The organism is Acinetobacter terrae, assembly GCF_013004375.1.
Classification (GTDB): domain Bacteria; phylum Pseudomonadota; class Gammaproteobacteria; order Pseudomonadales; family Moraxellaceae; genus Acinetobacter; species Acinetobacter terrae.
On the sequence record NZ_JABERI010000007.1, the window covers coordinates 146281 to 165233 of the forward strand.

At 40.1% G+C, this 18953-nt stretch carries 16 protein-coding genes; 7 read left to right on the forward strand and 9 right to left on the reverse strand.

Features of this window, described 5'->3' with window-relative positions; genetic code table 11:
• Positions 1-3 precede the first annotated feature (3 nt).
• The 4 genes from HLH14_RS04515 to HLH14_RS04530 all read right to left on the reverse strand — a co-directional run bounded on the left by HLH14_RS04515 (position 4) and on the right by HLH14_RS04530 (position 4636).
• Positions 4-1158 carry a tyrosine-type recombinase/integrase gene (locus tag HLH14_RS04515; RefSeq protein WP_171532762.1) on the reverse strand — a complete coding sequence of 385 codons (1155 nt, stop codon included), beginning with the start codon at positions 1156-1158 and terminating at the stop codon, positions 4-6.
• Between the two features lie 179 nt (positions 1159-1337).
• Positions 1338-2471 (reverse strand): glutamate 5-kinase, encoded by a 1134-nt coding sequence (gene proB / locus HLH14_RS04520; RefSeq protein ID WP_067725056.1) that lies wholly within the window; start codon positions 2469-2471, stop codon positions 1338-1340.
• Positions 2472-2499: 28 nt separating this feature from the next.
• Entirely contained in the window at positions 2500-3720 is a 1221-nt protein-coding gene (gene cgtA / locus HLH14_RS04525) for an Obg family GTPase CgtA (RefSeq protein ID WP_067725054.1), read from the reverse strand.
• 541 nt (positions 3721-4261) lie between these two features.
• Positions 4262-4636, reverse strand: a complete 375-nt coding sequence (locus HLH14_RS04530; RefSeq protein WP_067725052.1) for a winged helix-turn-helix transcriptional regulator — start codon at positions 4634-4636, stop codon at positions 4262-4264.
• Between the two features lie 116 nt (positions 4637-4752).
• On the opposite strand from HLH14_RS04530, the gene HLH14_RS04535 reads away from it, so the two are divergent.
• Positions 4753-5607: an SDR family oxidoreductase gene (locus HLH14_RS04535; protein WP_067725050.1), complete on the forward strand. Its 855-nt coding sequence runs from the start codon at positions 4753-4755 to the stop codon at positions 5605-5607.
• A 143-nt stretch (positions 5608-5750) separates the two neighbouring features.
• On the opposite strand, the gene HLH14_RS04540 is transcribed toward HLH14_RS04535, so the two are convergent.
• From HLH14_RS04540 to uvrB, 4 genes are all read right to left on the reverse strand, one after another.
• A complete protein-coding gene (locus HLH14_RS04540) occupies positions 5751-7208 on the reverse strand; it encodes a glyceraldehyde-3-phosphate dehydrogenase (RefSeq protein WP_067725048.1) in 1458 nt (485 codons plus the stop codon).
• 257 nt (positions 7209-7465) lie between these two features.
• Positions 7466-8395: an EamA family transporter RarD gene (gene rarD / locus HLH14_RS04545; protein ID WP_067725046.1), complete on the reverse strand. Its 930-nt coding sequence runs from the start codon at positions 8393-8395 to the stop codon at positions 7466-7468.
• Positions 8396-8529: 134 nt separating this feature from the next.
• Positions 8530-9117, reverse strand: coding sequence for a lipocalin family protein (locus HLH14_RS04550; RefSeq protein WP_067725044.1), 588 nt, complete (start codon positions 9115-9117; stop codon positions 8530-8532).
• A gap of 124 nt (positions 9118-9241) precedes the next feature.
• Positions 9242-11266 (reverse strand): excinuclease ABC subunit UvrB, encoded by a 2025-nt coding sequence (gene uvrB, locus HLH14_RS04555; RefSeq protein WP_067725042.1) that lies wholly within the window; start codon positions 11264-11266, stop codon positions 9242-9244.
• Between the two features lie 313 nt (positions 11267-11579).
• Here uvrB and HLH14_RS04560 point away from each other — a divergent pair, with 313 nt between their 5' ends.
• Complete coding sequence (locus tag HLH14_RS04560) at positions 11580-12368, forward strand: A1S_2505 family phage non-structural protein (RefSeq protein WP_067725040.1); 789 nt, start codon at positions 11580-11582, stop codon at positions 12366-12368.
• A gap of 183 nt (positions 12369-12551) precedes the next feature.
• On the forward strand, positions 12552-14009 hold the full coding sequence (locus tag HLH14_RS04565) for a sensor domain-containing diguanylate cyclase (RefSeq protein ID WP_067725038.1): 1458 nt from the start codon (positions 12552-12554) through the stop codon (positions 14007-14009).
• 70 nt (positions 14010-14079) lie between these two features.
• Here the strand turns inward: HLH14_RS04565 and HLH14_RS04570 are convergent, their stop codons facing one another.
• Entirely contained in the window at positions 14080-14259 is a 180-nt protein-coding gene (locus HLH14_RS04570; protein ID WP_067725036.1) for a hypothetical protein, read from the reverse strand.
• Between the two features lie 418 nt (positions 14260-14677).
• Between HLH14_RS04570 and HLH14_RS04575 the strand changes: the two genes are divergently transcribed.
• The 4 genes from HLH14_RS04575 to HLH14_RS04585 all read left to right on the forward strand — a co-directional run bounded on the left by HLH14_RS04575 (position 14678) and on the right by HLH14_RS04585 (position 18404).
• Positions 14678-15760: an OmpW/AlkL family protein gene (locus HLH14_RS04575; RefSeq protein ID WP_067725034.1), complete on the forward strand. Its 1083-nt coding sequence runs from the start codon at positions 14678-14680 to the stop codon at positions 15758-15760.
• Positions 15761-15918: 158 nt separating this feature from the next.
• A complete protein-coding gene (locus HLH14_RS04580) occupies positions 15919-17130 on the forward strand; it encodes an MFS transporter (RefSeq protein ID WP_067725032.1) in 1212 nt (403 codons plus the stop codon).
• Positions 17123-17257 carry a hypothetical protein gene (locus HLH14_RS16135; protein ID WP_265733074.1) on the forward strand — a complete coding sequence of 45 codons (135 nt, stop codon included), beginning with the start codon at positions 17123-17125 and terminating at the stop codon, positions 17255-17257. Before HLH14_RS04580 ends, HLH14_RS16135 begins: the two co-directional genes overlap by 8 nt.
• 184 nt (positions 17258-17441) lie before the next feature.
• Positions 17442-18404 carry a TauD/TfdA dioxygenase family protein gene (locus HLH14_RS04585; RefSeq protein ID WP_067725031.1) on the forward strand — a complete coding sequence of 321 codons (963 nt, stop codon included), beginning with the start codon at positions 17442-17444 and terminating at the stop codon, positions 18402-18404.
• Positions 18405-18953 lie beyond the last annotated feature (549 nt).

Below are 18953 nucleotides of genomic sequence, written 5' to 3' on the forward strand. Positions count from 1 at the left end.
GCTTTATTGCGCCTTCTTGAATCTAATTACGTTTGGTTCATCGGCTTGGTTGATTCTATCTGCCAGTTCTGTTGCTGTCGGGTTGTAATACCGCATAAGTGTTTTTAAGTCCTTGTGTCCTGTAACCTTAGCCAAGTCTTGAGACTGTAACTTTTGCGCCAAACGTGTAGTAGCTTCGTGTCGTGTATCATGAAAAGTTAAGTTCTCTATTTTTAATTTTTCGGTTACGACCTGCCAAAAATACTGTGACAGTGTATTTGCGCTTGTCATGGTGCAAACAGTATTGCTATCAAGTCCCCGCATTAGCTCTAGCATTTCTTTTGCTTTGGTCGAAAGAGGCACCTTTCTCGAAGTGCCGTTTTTTGTATCCGGTAGCAGTACATAGTCATCAAAGACATTGGCCCAAGTCAGTCCCGTTATTTCACTTGCCCTCATAGCTGTTTCGATGGCAAATAAAAATGCCCACGCGGTCTGCTGCTTTTTATTGATTGGCTGAAATGTCGGATGATAGCTAAATGCTTCTAAAATTCTATTTATTTCCGCATCAGAAATACGTCTCTCTCTACTCTCTGCCTGCCGAGGTTTGGCTACATCCGTCAATGGTGATTTAGACATGATCCTAAGTTCCTGTCGTGCGTAACGGAATACTCCACCTAAAACCCCTAAATCCCTTGCTACGGTTGATTCACTAACCTTCCTTAGCCTTTCATCCCTGAATTCGATCATATCCAATTGATCAAGCTCACTTACTGGTTTAAGCATCAGCTTGGGAAAATCACGAATGTAACTATTGATGACACTCTTTTCCTGTTTTGCGCCTTTGTGAGTAGGTGTAACTACTTCAAGGTATCGCCCAAGTAACTCCCCGAAGCTCATGCTGACAAGTCGTTTCTGCTTGGCAAGTTTCTTTTCTTGATTGGGGTTAATTCCATTGGCAAGCTGTGCCTTAATCGCATCCCGCTTCAACCGCGCGTCTTTAATTGAAACAATCGGGTACTCACCCAAAGTTATAGTGCCTTTCTTTCCCTCAAAGGTATAAAGCACCTTCCAAGACTTACGACCGGCCGGTGACGTAAAAATATAAAGCATATCGCCGTCACTAGTTTTGAACAGCCTATCCTTCGACTTTAAAGCATCAATCTGTTGTTTGGTAAGCATAGAGGTTAGTACCTGACAATAAAAAAGAGGTTAGACCATTAACCTCTAGTCTAACCTCTCTCTGCATGGTGCTTCAATGTCTTTCCGAGTTATTAAAAAACACTCTCAAAACAATAAAAACCCATATACTTCAATGCTTTTATAACGAATTTCTCATTGCCCGTTATTGCATGTTTTTCCTAATAAATCGCCATATGATTGCGATGAATCATTTCTAAAGAACGCGCTTCACCTAAAACCTGATGCACTTTATCTGAAGATAAACCCTTCACAATTTCAGCTGAACGAGAACTAAAGTTGACACGACCAACAGCAACACGGCCACCCTGTGAATCAACACATTCAACCACATCGCCACGCTCAAAATGACCTTCCACCGCTTTTACCCCAACAGGCAATAAACTGCGATGGTTTTCTTTAATCGCTTTCACTGCGCCATCATCCAAGACTAAACGGCCTGCAGTTTGCAGATGCGCAGCTAACCATTGCTGATGTGCGGTAATACGGTCATTGTCGGTAATAAACAATGTTCCGAGCAATTCACCAGACATTAAGCGCGCAAGCACATTGTCACTTTCACCACTGGCGATCAGTGTTGGACAACCTGATTTCGCCGCCAAGCGTGCCGCACGAACTTTGGTTAGCATACCGCCACGACCAAATTTCCCACCGCCACCGGCCATATCAAACAGGCTTTCATCCAATGCACGAACCGTATGGAACAGTTTTGCATTTGGATTAGAACGCGGGTCAGAATCAAACATGCCTTGCTGATCGGTTAAGATAATCAACAAATCGGCATGAACCTGACCTGCGACCATAGCGGCCAAGGTGTCGTTATCACCAAAGCGAATTTCGTCAGTCGATACCGTGTCATTTTCATTAATGACAGGAATCACATGCCAGTCAATTAAATGCTGCAAAGCATCGCAAGAATTCAAATAACGACGACGGTCTGCCAGGTCATCATGAGTCAATAAAACTTGAGCCGTTTGAATAGAATGATTTTCTAATACACTGGACCAAGTTTGAATCAAGCCCATTTGACCAATAGCAGCACATGCCTGAAGACTCGGTAAATCAGTGGGTCGATTCGACAATTTCATCCGAACCATCCCTTCAGCCACAGCACCTGAAGACACGAGTATGATCTCGTGTCCTGCATTGTGTAGATCTGCAATTTGTTCCGCCCAATGCGAAATTGCATCCAAATCTAAACCTTGCCCATTTGCCGTGAGTAAAGATGATCCGATTTTAACAACGATTCGTTTACAACCCTTGAGCTGACGTTGCCCATCTACCACTTCTATCATCTTGTCCTCAGTACTCTATCCCAAGAGCTTAACGTACGTAAAACACTTCCACATCGTTATCGTCGTCTTCATCATCTTCATCGTCTTCTTCTTCAGCCAATAGACCAGCAAGACGTTGTTGACGACGCATTTCACGATAAGCTTCTTTCGCTGCGATGGTCTGTTCACGTGTTTCAGCTTCAAGCTGATCACGGAATGCTTTCATTTCTGCTGCGTATTCAGGATCTTCAACTTCGCGTTCACGTTGTTGTTCAATTTGATCCATCAGGTAATAAACAACTTCTTTCGTTCCTTCCGACATTAAGCCAGAAGTTTGGAATACCGGACCTTCCCACTTCATTTCTTCCAGAAGATGTTTACACCATTCTTCTTTGGTGTCCTGATCGAGTTGGTCAACTTTATTCAGCACTAACACGACTGGCAATTTTGCCAAAGTTGGAGAGAAGTTCTTCAACTCTTGTAAAATTGCATGTGCATTATGAACAGGATCTGAACCATCAATCGGTTGAACATCAACAATGTGCAACAAAATACGGGTACGTGCCAAATGTTTAAGGAAACGAATACCAAGTCCCGCACCTTCTGACGCACCTTCGATTAATCCTGGAATATCTGCCATCACAAATGAACGATGACTGTCCGCATCTACCACACCAAGGTTTGGAACCATAGTGGTAAATGGATAATCTGCAACTTTAGGTTTCGCTGCCGATACTGCACGAATAAAGGTCGATTTACCTGCATTTGGCATACCGAGCAAGCCAACATCCGCAAGAACTTTAAGCTCTAGACGAATTTCACGGTATTCGCCTTTGGTACCCGTTGTGCATTTACGTGGCGAGCGATTTGTAGATGATTTAAAGTGAGTATTACCCAAACCACCTTCACCGCCTGCTGCCACCAATACACGCTGACCATCAGCCACTAAATCGCCGATGATATCGCCTGATTCTGTATCGACAATTGTTGTTCCTACTGGAACTTTTAATACGGTGTCTTCACCGCCACGGCCTGAGCAGTTCGCACCACGACCGTTTTTAGCACGTTCTGCACGGAATTTACGTGTATAACGATAATCTACAAGAGTGGTGGTGTCGTTACCAGCTTCTACATAGATGTTACCGCCACGACCACCATCACCACCATCTGGACCACCAAATGGTACAAATTTTTCACGGCGAAAACTGGCTACGCCATTGCCACCGTCGCCAGCCTCTACGGTAATGACTGCTTCATCAACAAAGCGCATATTGCCAATCCTCTAAATACTTTAAAACCGCATATTCTGCCATATTTTACAAAATTTCTCGAATAGAATTATTAAGCATTACATGATTTTTAGTATTGTTAAGATGAATTTGGCTTGAACTGAGCTGATATTGCTTGGCTTAGTTCAATAATCTAATCAAAAAATTAAGAAGAACCATCCGCTTAGCTATGTAAATCTACTTTTTGGTTAAATTTCACTTACTTTATATTTTAATCATTCAAATAAACTTCAATCCAAAATTTACACTTAAAGATTCCAAAAAATTGATAAAAATAATGCAGGGATATTTTCACTTAAATGATTTCCTTAAATGTATTCTCTCTTCTTCTAAGATTCCATTTTGACATTTTATGAAATATCAAATTACAGTTTAAGCTTTCAAAAGGTTAAATTAAAAATAGTGCCCTTTTTCTCATTTTGTAAAAATTCATTTTTTGGACTTATCTGAATACACAAGTAATTCTAAATAAAAGCCTAATCACTTAAATATTTCATAAAGCATTTAAATGACTCACTCTTATTATTTAGCAACACGTTGTTTATTTTCTAAAATCTCAGGTAAATTTCGTTCAATCCAACCAATGAGCATTGTCATTTTTTCAGCGGCCTGAGCACCCAGAATAGTCAGCTGATATTCCACTTTAGGTGGCACGACGGGATAAACAGTACGAATAAGAAAACCATCTTTTTCCAATACTTTTAAGGTTTGCGCCAGCATTTTTTCACTCACCCCTTCTATGCGCTGTTTTAACTCGCTGAAACGATGTACACCATCACTTAAACAGCGTAAAACTAAAACAGACCATTTGGTGGTCAAGTGTTCCAATATTTCACGAGAAGGACATTCATTGGATAAAACCTGTCCAAGCAAATGATTCGTTGCATAATTACTCATCAATTCTCTCCAAACCGCAATTAACTTACTTTTAGGTACGTACTTACATTAAGTAAGCTACTATAATAAGATCAGAACATCAAGTATAAAAAACCAACAATTGAGAGGTTCTTAGAATGAAAATTGCAATCACAGGTGCAACAGGTCAACTTGGTCAGCTGGTCATTCATTCACTATTAAAAAATACGGCTGCAGAAAATATAGTGGCATTGGTTCGAAATGAATCTAAAGCAGCCGATTTAAAAACAAAAGGCATTGAACTGCGTCATTTTGATTATGATGCCCCAGAAACTCTAGCTTCAGCATTGTCTGGTATTGATAAACTGTTACTTATTTCAGCCAATGAAGTCGGCAGTCGCACACCACAGCATAAAGCCGTGATCGATGCCGCTAAACAGGCAGGCGTTCCTTATATTGCTTATACCAGCTTACTCAATGCAGACACATCACCTTTAGGTTTAGCTCAAGAGCATCGTGAAACAGAACGCTTGATTAAAGACAGTGGATTGAAATACACAATCTTACGTAACAACTGGTACAGCGAAAACTATTTAGGTGCAGTGGCTCATACTGTTGAAATCGGCACTTTATATGGTGCTGCAGGTTCGGGAAAAATCAGCTCAGCTTCACGTCAAGATTATGCAGAAGCCGCAGCTAAAGTTTTAACCTCTGAAGGTCATGACCATAAAACGTATGAACTCGCAGGCTCTACCAGTTTTACCCTGGCGGATCTAGCAAGGGACATTGCTGAAGTTTCTGGCAAAGCTGTGACTTATCAAAACCTAACTGCTGAAGATTACAGGCATGCTTTATTACAAGCTGGTGTGCCTGCCGGTTTAGTGGATGTGATTGTCGATGCAGATATACAGACGGAAAAAGGTGCGATGTATAGTGAGAGCAAAGATTTAGAACATCTCATTGGCCACAAAACCACACCCATTAAAGATCAAGTGAAAGCAATCTTAACTTAATAGATAAAGTCTATCTTTATACCCATTTGCACGCTGATCAGTTCAATTTAAATATTAAAGAAGTGCATTTACAGTGCAAACTTTTCATTTTATACGCGCAAAAAAAGAGCTTCAAATGAAGCTCTTTTTTACTACTTTACAAATTATGCATTTGTTTCAGCAGGAACTTTTGGATAGCTTACGCCACACATTTGTTCAGCGATACGCAATACTTGGCAGCTATAACCCACTTCGTTATCGTACCAAACATAAGCTGTTAAGCGAGTACCTGAAGTGATTGTTGCTTGCGCATCAAATACACCTGCAGTACGTGAACCGATAAAGTCAGAAGATACAACTTCAGTCGAATTTGTATAACCGATTTGACCTTGAAGGCTTGAATTGATTGAGATTTGACGAATATATTCGTTCACTTCTTCACGATCAACTTCTTTCTCAAGTGTTAAGTTAAGAATAGCAAGTGATACGTTAGGCGTTGGAACACGTACAGAGTTACCAGTCAACTTGCCTTTAAGCGCAGGAAGAGCTTTAGCAACTGCTTTCGCAGCACCAGTTTCAGTAATCACCATGTTCAAAGTCGCAGCACGACCACGGCGATCTGCCTTGTGGTAGTTATCGATCAAGTTTTGGTCATTTGTGAAAGAGTGAACAGTTTCAACGTGCCCATTAAGCACTTTGTATTTGTCATCTAACACTTTTAATACTGGCGTAATTGCATTTGTGGTGCAGCTAGCAGCAGAAATGATTTTATCTTCATCTAAAATGTCAGTATGGTTTACGCCATACACCACATTTTTCATTTCGCCTTTACTTGGAGCAGTCAATACCACACGAGCAACGCCTGGGCATTTCAAATGTTCAGCAAGACCTTCAGCATCACGCCATTTACCTGTGTTATCAATGACTAAAGCGTTATTGATACCAAAAGCAGTGTAATCCACTTCGCTTGGGCTTGAAGCATAAATCACTTTAATGAAGTTACCGTTGGCAATGATTGCTTCGTTTTCTTCATCTACAGAAATTGTGCCTGCAAATGGGCCGTGAATTGAGTCACGACGAAGTAAAGATGCACGTTTTTCCAAATCACCGTCAGATGATTTACGAACAACGATTGCTTTAAGGCTTAAACCACGACCAAGACCTGATTGACCAATGATCAAACGTGCAAGGATACGACCGATACGACCGAAACCGTAAAGAACAACATCTTTAGGTGCAACAACTTCAGCATTGCCTTTTAAAGATGCTACTGCATTTGCAACAAATGCATCGATGTCGCCGCCTTTTTCTTTAAATTCAACAGCTAGTTTACCTAGATCGATTTCAGCAGAACCGATTTTCTCAATTTTAGCCAATGCTTCTAAAATTGGGAATGTGTTAACCACAGAAAGTTCAACGTCCATCACACGAGTACGACGATGCGCTTTTAAAATTTGGATTACTGAACGGTTAACTAAAGAACGACCGAATACAGAAGTCACGATGTTTTTTTCACGATACAACTGACCAATTAAGGCAATCATATGCTCCGCGATTTCTTCACGGTTTTTCCAGCGACCTTGGTGCTCTGCATGTAGGGCGATGATAGTGTCTTTGCTCACAGATACGTCCTCTAATTAATTGTATATCTAGGCATAAATTTCAAAACCCCGCAATTGTAAAGGAATTGTCGGGAAGTTTGAATCAAAAGCTGATTCAGACTGCAATATTTTGCTCTATATTCATTATAAATAGGCAAAATAGTTGTAATTATTATAATGATTTTGCTTTTAAAATTTTAAAACCGCTATTTCAGCGGCTTTAAAAAAAAATTGTTAAATGTTGTTTAATCAAACAACACTACAAAAGTAGAGACCGCTTACTTTAAACGATCTTGATAATTTTCCAGATTTTGAGCTAAAGCCTTTTGCTTCCGCTGTTGCTTGACCAAATGAATTGAACCTTCGACAACCAGAAGTAACACTGCAACCCAAATTGGAATATACGTAAACCATTCTGCTGCTTCCACCCTTTCGCCTAAAGCAATGGATGCAAAGGCAAGTAATACCGGTTCTAAATAACTGAGTAATCCGAAAATCACAAAAGGCAAATAACGGCTTGCCAGAATATAACTTCCCAGTCCCAAGGCACTTAAAAAGCCCAATCCTAAAACAGCCCCGATTAAATGGGGAAATTGTCCAATTAAAGTAAAAGAATCGCTATACACAGTCGCTAAATAAATAGCGACCGGAAGGATTAAAAATAAATCCCACCAAAAACCACCCAAGTGGTCGGTTTTAAAAGCACGTCTTAAAAAGAAATAAATAGGATAGGCAACGGCAACATATACTGTTTCCCAGGCAATACTGCCAATGCGCCATAGTTCATGCCCAACACCGATGCTGGCAAAAATCACCGCAGCAATTTGCCATTTGGACAGTTTTTCTTTGTAAAGTACGCAACCGATGAGCACCATCACCAACGGTAACAAGAAATACCCCAAAGAGACTTCCAAACCACGCCCATTAATCGGTCCCCACAAGAACAACCAAAGCTGAGTCGTACATAAAAGTGAACTAATGATCAGCCAGATTACAAAAGTCGGTTGCTTGAAAATGCGTTTAAAAATTTCTGCAATATGTTTTAAATCACCGGTCCACCACATAAATAAAGTGAGAAATGGCAGTGTGGCTAACATACGCCAAGCAAACGTCTGTTCGCTATCTAAAGGTTTTAAGAATTGGGTGTAGAAATACAAAACCCCAAAAGTGACCGATGCCAATACAGACAAAGCTACGCCTTTATACATCTTTCATCTCTGGATTGATCTCGCCTGCATTATAAACATGACACGCCCATAAAACTTGATTATTCATCCTTCAAATTGACCATCCAATAAAAAAACCATGCCGAAGCATGGTTTGATCACTCAATCTTTTAAGATTATTTTTGGGTTTGTTTGGTATGAATCACATCACCAATGTCATAACCTATCGATTGGGCATAATCCAGATATTCTTTTACTACAGCTTGATCCGGCTGTGCTGAACGAGACAGCACCCAAAGATATCTGCGACGTGGCTCACCGACCAATACCGTTTGATATGCATCGTCAATTTTTAGAATCCAATAATCTCCACGTCCTACCGGTAACCAGCGAACAGATTCCGGCAAAAAGCTGACTTTTAACTTGGTATTAAATGGCGCATTTTTAATAAACGCCTCACCAATAGACTGGTTTAATTGTCCATCTTTAGTATAGCAACGGTTATCCACCCCAATATTGCCATTTTCATTTAAGGTATAAGTGGCAGAGACATCACGATCACACTTATTTTGGAAGTACATCGGCTTACGGGCAACTTCATACCAGACACCGAGATATTTATCCAATTCAACTTTTTCAACGGTGTGTAAGGGCTTGTTTTTTGCATAAGCCATGGTGGCCATACCCAAGCCAATGAGCACGGCTCCACCGACAGCAATCTTAGCCAGTTTAAAGCCGGCTTTAGGAAGATCATTCGTTGTCATAAAGCTACCTTTACAGTCAAAATTTAAGAGTTATAAAATGAACATCCATTTAAAAATAACCATTCCAACTGAGTGATACTGTAGTGTTATGTAATGATTTTGCAGTAAAAAATTACTTATACAGCTAACTTAACAGCTGTGCTTTTAAACGAACAATCTCATCACGCAGTCGTGCCGCTTGTTCAAACTGTAATTCTTTCGATGCTTTCAACATCTCTTTTTCCAGTTTGGACATGTGCTTGGCCAGCAACTTAGGATCGGCCAGAATATGGCGTTCATCTGCACTTAAAGCACGTGCTTGATCCGAGATATTTTCATCAATTTGATCATCAGTCAGTACTTCGCCGGTATCAATATCTTTATTGTTTTGACGTTTGGTACTGCGCGGTGTAATGCCATGTAGTGTATTAAACTCGATTTGTTTGGCACGACGTCGGTCAGTTTCATCAATCGCTTTTCGCATCGAATCGGTGATGCGGTCTGCATAAAGAATTGCTTTACCTTTAACATTACGTGCGGCACGACCAATAGTCTGAATCAGCGAGCGTTCAGAACGCAAGAAGCCCTCTTTGTCAGCATCTAAAATCGCCACCAAAGATACTTCTGGCATATCCAGACCTTCACGTAACAGGTTAATGCCGACAAGCACGTCATGCACACCGGAACGCAAGTCATGAATAATCTTGACCCGTTCTACTGTATCGATATCTGAATGTAAATAAGCGACTTTCACCCCGTATTCTTTTAAATATGAAGTTAAATCTTCCGCCATACGCTTGGTGAGTGTGGTGACCAAGACACGCTCATCCAAATCTTTACGCAGATTGATTTCTGAAAGCACATCATCAACTTGCGTTAATACTGGACGAACTTCAATTTCGGGATCGATCAGACCAGTTGGACGAACTACCTGCTCGGCAATTTGCTCTGATCTTTCCAGCTCATATTTTGCAGGGGTTGCACTGACATAAATGGTGGTCGGAACAATGCGCTGCCATTCTTCAAATTGCATTGGACGGTTATCCAATGCACTCGGTAAACGGAAACCATAATTGACCAGGTTTTCTTTACGCGAACGGTCACCTTTATACATCGCACCAATTTGCGGAACGGTAACATGCGATTCATCAATAATCAGTAAAGCATCATCAGGAATATAGTCGAATAATGTCGGCGGTGCTTCACCCGATGGACGACCTGACAAATGACGTGAATAGTTTTCAATACCGTTGGTATAACCCAACTGCTGCATCATTTCCAAGTCATAACGGGTACGCTGTTCGATACGTTGCGCTTCAAGCAATTTGTCATGCTCGCGAAAGAAAACTAAACGCTCTTTCAGTTCTTCACGAATGGTGCCGATGGCACGCTGCAAGTTGTCTTTTGGGGTGACATAGTGACTTTTTGGATAAATCGTGACACGCGGTACTTTGCGCACCATCTTCCCTGTTAATGGATCAAACCAGCGAATGGAATCGACTTCATCGTCAAACAGTTCGATACGAATTGCATCTTGATCGGATTCGGCCGGAAAAATATCCATAATTTCACCGCGAATACGATAGGTCCCGCGCAAGAATTCGAGTTCATTGCGGCTATATTGCATCTCGACCAAACGACGGATAATGTCATCGCGACTGATTCGATCACCCTGAACAATATGCAGCAGCATGCTCATATAGGCGTTTGGATCACCCAGACCATAAATCGCAGAAACGGAAGCCACAATAATGGCATCGCGACGTTCTAATAATGAGCGCGTTGCTGAAAGGCGCATCTGATCGATGTGATCATTAATGGCAGAATCTTTTTCGATAAAAGTATCAGAAGATGGAACATACGCTTCAGGCTGATAGTAGTCGTAATAACTGACAAAATATTCAACCGCATTATTCGGGAAAAATGACTTAAATTCGCCATACAGCTGTGCAGCCAAGGTTTTGTTGTGCGCCATGACAATCGTTGGACGTTGTGTCCGAGCAATCACATTGGCCATGGTATAGGTTTTCCCCGAACCTGTTACCCCTAATAGCAACTGATCGTGATAGCCTTTTTCAATCCCACTGACCAGTTTTTCAATGGCTTGTGGCTGATCACCAGCGGGTTGATAGCTGGTCACTAATTCAAAAGGTTGCTGACTATCCTGCATAGTATCCATCTTCAACGACATAACATTCATAGTATGAGGGCTAAAAACCAACATGCAACATCAGCAGCCCTATATTTCTATATTTTGCTAATTCAGTAAATTTCCTATAGGTTGATCTTCTTATTTAAATGCATTTATCAAATCACATCAGTTTAGATAAAATTTTTGCAAAGCCTCTTTTCTTGCAAAATCATCTTTGTACTCAGTAAAGACGCTATCTTTTATTCTAAATTTAAAAATACTGATCTTTCACTTGACCATCTGCTATTTCAATTGCAACATGAATGAAAGACCATCACGATTGTATTCGCCTATGTCATATCACTATCACGATGAAAATATTATAAAAAGCTTACCTGAAGATACTGTGTTTGTTTTTGGCAGCAATATGGCAGGACAGCATGCAGGTGGAGCTGCACGTACTGCGCTTGAGCACTTTGGTGCGATGACAGGTGTCGGTCGCGGTTGGTCAGGTCAAAGCTATGCCATTCCGACCATGAATGAGCATTTGCAACAAATGCCCCTGTCGCAGATTCAGCACTATATTGATGATTTCAAGATTTACACCAAAAATCATCCCAAGATGACCTATTTCATCACCTCAATTGGTTGCGGTATTGCAGGCTATAAAACCGAAGAAATTGCGCCCATGTTTAAGGGCATTTCACATAATGTGATTTTCCCAAGTTCGTTCCGTCCTTTTGTAGAAAGAGCCTTACCAAAGCTGACCCGTCATTTCTTAAGAACCGTTTTTAATGATGATGTGATTTTTTCAACACGTGATGATGAGGTTGTTACCAGCCTAGATTTATCTGAAAATGAAAAAAGTGCCGCAAGAATTATTTTAAATACGCAAATATATCCAACCGATAGCAATGGCCGTGATCGTAGTTTTGAAATTTCAGATATTTTACATGTTCTAAATGGCAAAATATTTGAATGGCAAAGTAACTCTGAAGGCCCGATGATGTTTGGCGGCGTGATTTTAGCTTTACTTGAACTGTACAATATTAATGAAAAAGATTTTATTGACGTTTGGCTAGGCGAACGGGAAATTCCTGCACCCAAGCCTGAAAATAAAGCCCGCAGAAAAAATCGCTAATTTTTAATTCCAGCTAAAAAAAGCCAATTCTTGAATTGGCTTTTTTAATACTAGGATTTTATATTTTTGTGATTCAATCGTTATTAATAAAAAATATTATTTTACCTATCACGTTATTTTAAAATCATTTTTTTCATTCTATACTGCGTTCTTAAATTTAAATAAAAATGCTGAGCTTCTGGAATGGAAATGTTGGATTCTCCCTTTTTTGAACTATCTCCCATTGCAATGTGGCTTGAAGACTATAGTGAAGTCAAAAAACAATTTGATATTTGGCGTGAACAGGGTGTCCAAGATCTATTAGATTTTCTACAACAAGATGAAGCTCGAATACTTGAATGTGCAAGAAAAATTAAATTATTAAAAGTAAATTCCAAAACTCTGGAACTGTATCAAGCCAAGGACTTTGAACATTTATATCAAAATCTTGATTTAGTCTTTAAAGAAGACATGAGCAAAACTCATGTCAAGGAACTGCTCGCCTTATGGAATGGCGAAACCCAGTTTTCCAATTCCGCGGTAAACTATACCCTGACGGGTAAACGTCTGGATATCCAGCTCAAAGGCATTGTACTGCCGCAACATGAACACGATTTATCATTGCTGTTAATTACGACTGAAGATATTACTTCTTATACCGAAGCCTGCCGTCTTGAAGAAAGAAGCCGACATCTCGCGGAAGCCCGCTTTATTTATTCACCAACTTCACTTTGGGTGGAAGATTTTAGCCGGATCAAAATCAAATTAGATCAATTACGTGATTTAGGTATTGAAGATTTCAGCACCTTTTTAGATGTGCATAATGATTTCGTGTATGAGTGTATCAAAGAGATTTTGATTATTGATGTCAATCAGGCAACACTGGAATTATTTGGGGCACCCAATAAAGACGTTTTATTTAAAAATATGCATAAAGTTTTTGCTCAGGAAATAACTCAAACCTTTCGGGAGCAATTAATCGAGCTTTGGAATGGCAATATTCATCATCAACGTGAAGCCGTAAATTATGCCCTCGATGGCAGCATCCGCCACGTACTGCTGCAATTTACAGTATTCCCCGATTACCTGGATAATTGGGGAATGGTTCAGGTTGCACTCACCGATATCACCGCGCGTAAAAAAGCTGAAAAGTATCTGGAATATTTAGGCAAGCACGATGTGCTGACCAAACTATATAACCGTTCTTTTTATACAACTGAATTAAATCGCTTACAACGCAATAGACAGCGTCCTGTGTCCTGTATTTTTATCGATATAAATGGATTAAAAGAACTCAATGATCAGTTAGGTCATGATGCAGGTGATAGTTTATTACAACGTATGGGCAATGTATTAAACCAGGTGGTTCAGCAAACCCTGTATTCTGCCTGCCGGATTGGTGGCGACGAGTTTGTCATATTGTTGCCGGGTGCTGATGAAGCAGCGCTACAAAACTGTTTACAAAGTCTGCAAGAACTTTTATTAGTAGATAATCAGTTTTATTCCAATCAACCGATTAGCCTGTCCATTGGTTATGCAACCAATCATCTCGATGAACGCATGGAAGACATGCTAAAACGGGCTGACATGGCCATGTATCAGGATAAAAGAAATTATTATCTGAACCACAATAGAAGAAAACCAACGTTTAATAATATTTAATCAAGCAACATGTATCGCATTACTTAAATAAAAAAAACCATGGTATGACCATGGTTTTTTCTTTGCAAGCTTAGCGCTTTCCCATCGAACGGCGTGTACCGCGAGGTGGCATCCAGGTACGATCAGCATAACGCTGTGGACGTGGACGCAGCTCTTCTAACACTTCATCCGCATTTTGCTCATTCTCTTTTTTAATCGGGAACGGCAAATTAACCAATGGTTTTTTCTTGGGAGTATTTTGGGTGCTCATGTGATTCACTCAAGGATTTCTGAGACATATTGTACGGAAAAATGCACTCGAGTGCGAGATCGGATTTCAGATCGTTCATATCATCGCTTCTATTCAGTGTATGCCCAACACTTCAATAGCACCTGTATCGTGGTTTATATCACTACATCAGATTTAAACAACGGATCAAAATACGTTAAAAATATATAAATATTTGCTTCATTATTTTTCATATAAACTCCTAACAACTTTCCCAATGAGCAAAAAAAACCAACTTACAAAAAATTATTTTTCTCTATGTTATTGATAACAAATAATCAAAATTATTACAGGAACACAACTAGATTTATATTTTTAAGTAACAGTCAGGTGATTTTTCAACCATATAATTAAAATTAGAAAAAAACTTATAAACGTAAAATGGACATGGAGTCCCTGAATGAAAAAGTCGCTACTTTGTATTATGTCGTCTCTTGCTGCTCTACCTGCAATCAGTCATGCCGATTCACCCTATTTTAGTCTAAAAGATGGTGATGGATTTAAACGCTTTTCTGTTTCTGTTGGTGCACTACATGTCATGCCTCAAGGTAAAGCTCAACCCTTCCAAGTCAATACTGCTGTTAAAAATGGTGAAGTTTCCAAAAATGGTGATATTCAAGTCGATACCGTATTGAACAATCTCAATCCGAATGTGAATCAAAAAGCTCTTGCAGTAGCATTGGAAGGATTAGGTTTTTTTACAGGCGGTGAACTAGGCAGTGGACTCAGTGGCAGTTCAAAGATCCAAGGGTTGAAAGAATGGAATAATCCGGGGACAGGTTTAGAAGCCGATGATGTCACCACACTGGGCATAATGACCAATTATTTCTTTACCGATCATGTTTCCTTTGAAATGAAAGCGGGCATTCCCCCTAACGTCGATTTGCAAGGTAAAGGTAAAATTTACGCGCCCTTTTCTGCCATTGCTACACCACAAATTGGAAATTTGCCCTTGGAATTCCTGAATATTGATCTACAAAACGATATTTTTATTACTGATTTAGAAGCCAATGGGCCTGCCGCCACAGCACGTGCCTGGACACCTGCCTTTGAATTCCAATATCACTTTGGTAAAACTGGGGTCAATAAATTCCGCCCTTATGTAGGCTTAGGTGTCATGTATGCTTATTTTAACGAGTTGGAAATCAATCCACGCACCGAACAAGATTTAATTGCGGCGGGTCATATGATTGCCAATATTAAAGAAGGCAATGCAGGCGCGTCATTGGAAGGTAAAAAAAGTGAAGCCAATCCTCAAGTCGACCTAAAGGCAACTGATGCCATTGCCCCTATCGCAACGCTTGGTTTTACTTATGACTTTAATGCCAAGTGGTTTGCGGTCGGTTCAGTCTCCTATGCTCACATGAAAAATAAAACTACGATTACCGTGACTGACGCGACCCACGGTGAATTAATCCGCTCTAAAGCCGATATTGAAATCAACCCATTATTGGCTTATGCAGGTGTGGGTATTCGCTTCTAAGTTTTTAGTGAGAAAAAATGACGGCTTAAAGTCGTCTTTTTTTGATTTCATAAAACTTTTTATAACTTAATTTTATCGTTTGTTTAAGTTTTATTGAATCGTTTCCCTTTTCAAAATCGAATAACATAGCGACTTCGCAATTGCAGCATGAATGAATTATGTCAGACACACGTTTTTCCAAACCTCTTATTTACATGTTAATTGGAAGTGCGCTGATTCTGGCGTTATCCCTCGGTGTACGGCATGCCTTTGGTTTATATCTGGTGCCCATGAGTCATGAGTTTGGTTGGGGACATAATGTCTTTAGTCTTGCCATTGCGATGCAGAACTTAATCTGGGGTGCCGTACAACCCATAACTGGTGCTTTTGCAGATAAATATGGCAGTAAAATTGTGGTTGCTGTGGGCGGAGCTTTATACAGCATCGGTTTGTTGCTTATGGCAGTCAGCTCCACAGGCTTAATGCTAAATTTAAGCGTCGGTTTAATCTTGGGCTTGGCTCTATCCGCAACATCTTTCCCGGTATTACTTTCGGCTGTGGGACGTGCAGCACATCCTGAAAAGCGTAGCCTTGCGATGGGGATTGCCAGTGCCGCAGGTTCTTTTGGGCAATTTATCATGTTGCCATCTACCTTGCTGCTTTTACAAAATATTGGTTGGTCAGCAGCCTTGGTGGTGAGTGCCATTTTCATTGCACTGATTATTCCTTTGGCATGGATGTTAAAAGCACCAATGTATATTGCTCCTAATACCAACCTTACAAACAAACCGGCTTTAAGCTTTATGCAAATATTGGTGATTGCCAAAAACCATACCCCGTTTTGGTTCTTAGCCTTAGGCTTTCTTGTCTGTGGCTTCCAAGTGGTATTTATTGGGATTCATTTACCGGGTTATCTGATTGATCACGGATTCAATGCCACCACAGGCACCATTTTCCTCGCTTTAGTCGGTTTATTTAATATTGTCGGAACCTATAGCGCAGGCTGGCTGGGTGGAAAATATTCCAAGCCCCGATTATTGATGGGTTTATATGGCCTGCGTGGTATAGCGATTATTGGCTTTTTAGCACTGCCTTTAACCACATGGACAATTTATGCCTTTGGTGTGATTATGGGATTACTCTGGCTCTCTACCGTGCCACTCACCAATGGCATTGTGGCCAACATGTTTGGGGTTAAATACCTCTCCATGCTCAGTGGCATCGTATTTTTTACCCATCAAGTCGGTTCATTTTTTGGCGGATGGCTCGGTGGTGTCAATCACGACATGACTGGCAACTACAATATGGTGTGGATGTTTTCGATCCTACTGAGTCTATTGGGTATCGTGGTGCATTTCTTCGTCAATGAGGAGGCTGTGATTCATGACTGATTCTCTACTTGGATTAAAAACCATGATTGCCTTGGCTGTGATTGGATTACTTAGTTTAGCGATTCTATTGTGGTTCAAAACACCGCAACTGTTTGAATATTTCAATCAAGCGTTCTGCCCACATTAATGCTTAAAAATCAGCACTTAAACAGCAAAAAAACTGCTTTATTTTGCTGTTTATATTAAAAGTTTAATAATCATAAATTTAATAATTTTTCGTTGTTATTTCATAAGTTTAGCATTTCTTTTGATTTTGTATTCTGGTCATTTTTGATTAAATTTTTCTCACAGCAAAATAATTTGAGAACAAAATGACCAGCCTCACCCAACTATCACAAGCCATTCATGATGCACCGCGTTGGCATCAAGCAGAACAATTTCAAAATCCAGAAGAAATCAGCATTATCCCCTTACAAGGTGAAGCATTAGGTGCAGTCGTTTTTGGTTTAGATGCCCGTAAAGCGCAAGCCGGTGAAACGATTTATCGTTTAAAACAAGCTTTGGCTGAACACTTGATTTTAATTTTCAAAAAACAAAGTTTAGATGATTTACAGTACTTGGCTTTCACCAGTTATTTTGGCTCTATTTTCCGCCCAAGTGCAGACAATCCAGTACTTGCAACACAATCGGATACTGGCACGCCACCCGATGTCGTTCCTGTATCTAATGCCGTCGGTCAAGGTGATTACACCGGTCATGGTGAACTTTCACCACATGCCGATCACCAATGGACACCGCAACCCTCTTTCGGTTCATTACTCTATGCCATTGAACTTCCGGAAGGTGGCGGTCAAACCTCATGGTTCAATACCATTAAGGCTTATGAGGCTTTAGACCGTGATACTCAAAAACATATTGATGAGTTGCAACTGATCACCTACAACCCATTTGTCCGTCGACAACAGGTTCAAGACAATGACACCAATGGCTATGGCACAAGTCCTTTATACCGTTTTAAAGATCAACCGATTATTGGGCATGCTTATCCACATCCTTTGGTACGCACGCATCCGGAAAGTGGTCGCAAAGCACTTTGGCTGAATACACGAAGTGAAGTGGAATTGGTGAATTATGATGATCAAGCAGGGAGTGAATTAATCGCTTCATTACGTGAACATATCTTAAAACCTGAATTCCGCTATGAACATCAATGGGAACAAGGTGATATCGTATTCTGGGACAATCAAGTCACGCTACATTCACGACGCCCTTTCCCTTCCGATCAACGCCGTTTATTGAAACGCATCAGTCTTGCAGGAGGTCGTCCTTTCTAAGGATTGCTTAAATAAAAACAATAAAAAAATAATAAAAATACCCAGTTTTGAACATCTTGAAATAACAATAACTAAGATTCAAGATGTTCAAATTTTTTGTTCTGCCCATCTCACAATTTAAATTGCTCAATTCAATATTCCAGCAAACTTCGCATCGTAACTCTCACTTGTCTGGTTGCTTAGTGGTGCATCTATACCTTAGTTTTGAAACTGTAACCATTATTTATGGATGGTGAGTTAGACCACAATCAGTCCAAAGGTAATCACGATAAAAATTGGTGAAAATGAAGTGCAATAAATGACTGCTATTAGAGATATTTTACATAAAAACATCATTCCAAAAATTTTGCCAAAATTAAAGCTTCACTGGATATGATTTCATTTTTGAATGAATTTATCTCCCTGCTGCAAAAATGACTAAACCGTCTTATCGGCAACTTGCTGAATCCAATATTAAGCGTAAAGAAAATTAATAATATAAGCAGTGAAAAACCCCAAATACGGTTAAAATATAGTCGATGGTATTTATCCAATAATTTCAGAATTATT

Excerpts from the sequence above, each read along its gene's own strand:
- HLH14_RS04530 (WP_067725052.1), bottom strand. The coding sequence starts at position 4,636 with ATGAGTAATTATGCAACGAATCATTTGCTTGGACAGGTTTTATCCAAT.
- HLH14_RS16135 (WP_265733074.1), top strand. The coding sequence starts at position 17,123 with ATGACTGATTCTCTACTTGGATTAAAAACCATGATTGCCTTGGCTGTG.
- HLH14_RS04570 (WP_067725036.1), bottom strand. The coding sequence starts at position 14,259 with ATGAGCACCCAAAATACTCCCAAGAAAAAACCATTGGTTAATTTGCCG.
- HLH14_RS04575 (WP_067725034.1), top strand. The coding sequence starts at position 14,678 with ATGAAAAAGTCGCTACTTTGTATTATGTCGTCTCTTGCTGCTCTACCT.
- HLH14_RS04585 (WP_067725031.1), top strand. The coding sequence starts at position 17,442 with ATGACCAGCCTCACCCAACTATCACAAGCCATTCATGATGCACCGCGT.
- HLH14_RS04535 (WP_067725050.1), top strand. The coding sequence starts at position 4,753 with ATGAAAATTGCAATCACAGGTGCAACAGGTCAACTTGGTCAGCTGGTC.
- HLH14_RS04580 (WP_067725032.1), top strand. The coding sequence starts at position 15,919 with ATGTCAGACACACGTTTTTCCAAACCTCTTATTTACATGTTAATTGGA.
- uvrB (WP_067725042.1), bottom strand. The coding sequence starts at position 11,266 with ATGCAGGATAGTCAGCAACCTTTTGAATTAGTGACCAGCTATCAACCC.
- HLH14_RS04565 (WP_067725038.1), top strand. The coding sequence starts at position 12,552 with ATGGAAATGTTGGATTCTCCCTTTTTTGAACTATCTCCCATTGCAATG.
- proB (WP_067725056.1), bottom strand. The coding sequence starts at position 2,471 with ATGATAGAAGTGGTAGATGGGCAACGTCAGCTCAAGGGTTGTAAACGA.
- HLH14_RS04515 (WP_171532762.1), bottom strand. The coding sequence starts at position 1,158 with ATGCTTACCAAACAACAGATTGATGCTTTAAAGTCGAAGGATAGGCTG.
- rarD (WP_067725046.1), bottom strand. The coding sequence starts at position 8,395 with ATGTATAAAGGCGTAGCTTTGTCTGTATTGGCATCGGTCACTTTTGGG.
- cgtA (WP_067725054.1), bottom strand. The coding sequence starts at position 3,720 with ATGCGCTTTGTTGATGAAGCAGTCATTACCGTAGAGGCTGGCGACGGT.
- HLH14_RS04550 (WP_067725044.1), bottom strand. The coding sequence starts at position 9,117 with ATGACAACGAATGATCTTCCTAAAGCCGGCTTTAAACTGGCTAAGATT.
- HLH14_RS04560 (WP_067725040.1), top strand. The coding sequence starts at position 11,580 with ATGTCATATCACTATCACGATGAAAATATTATAAAAAGCTTACCTGAA.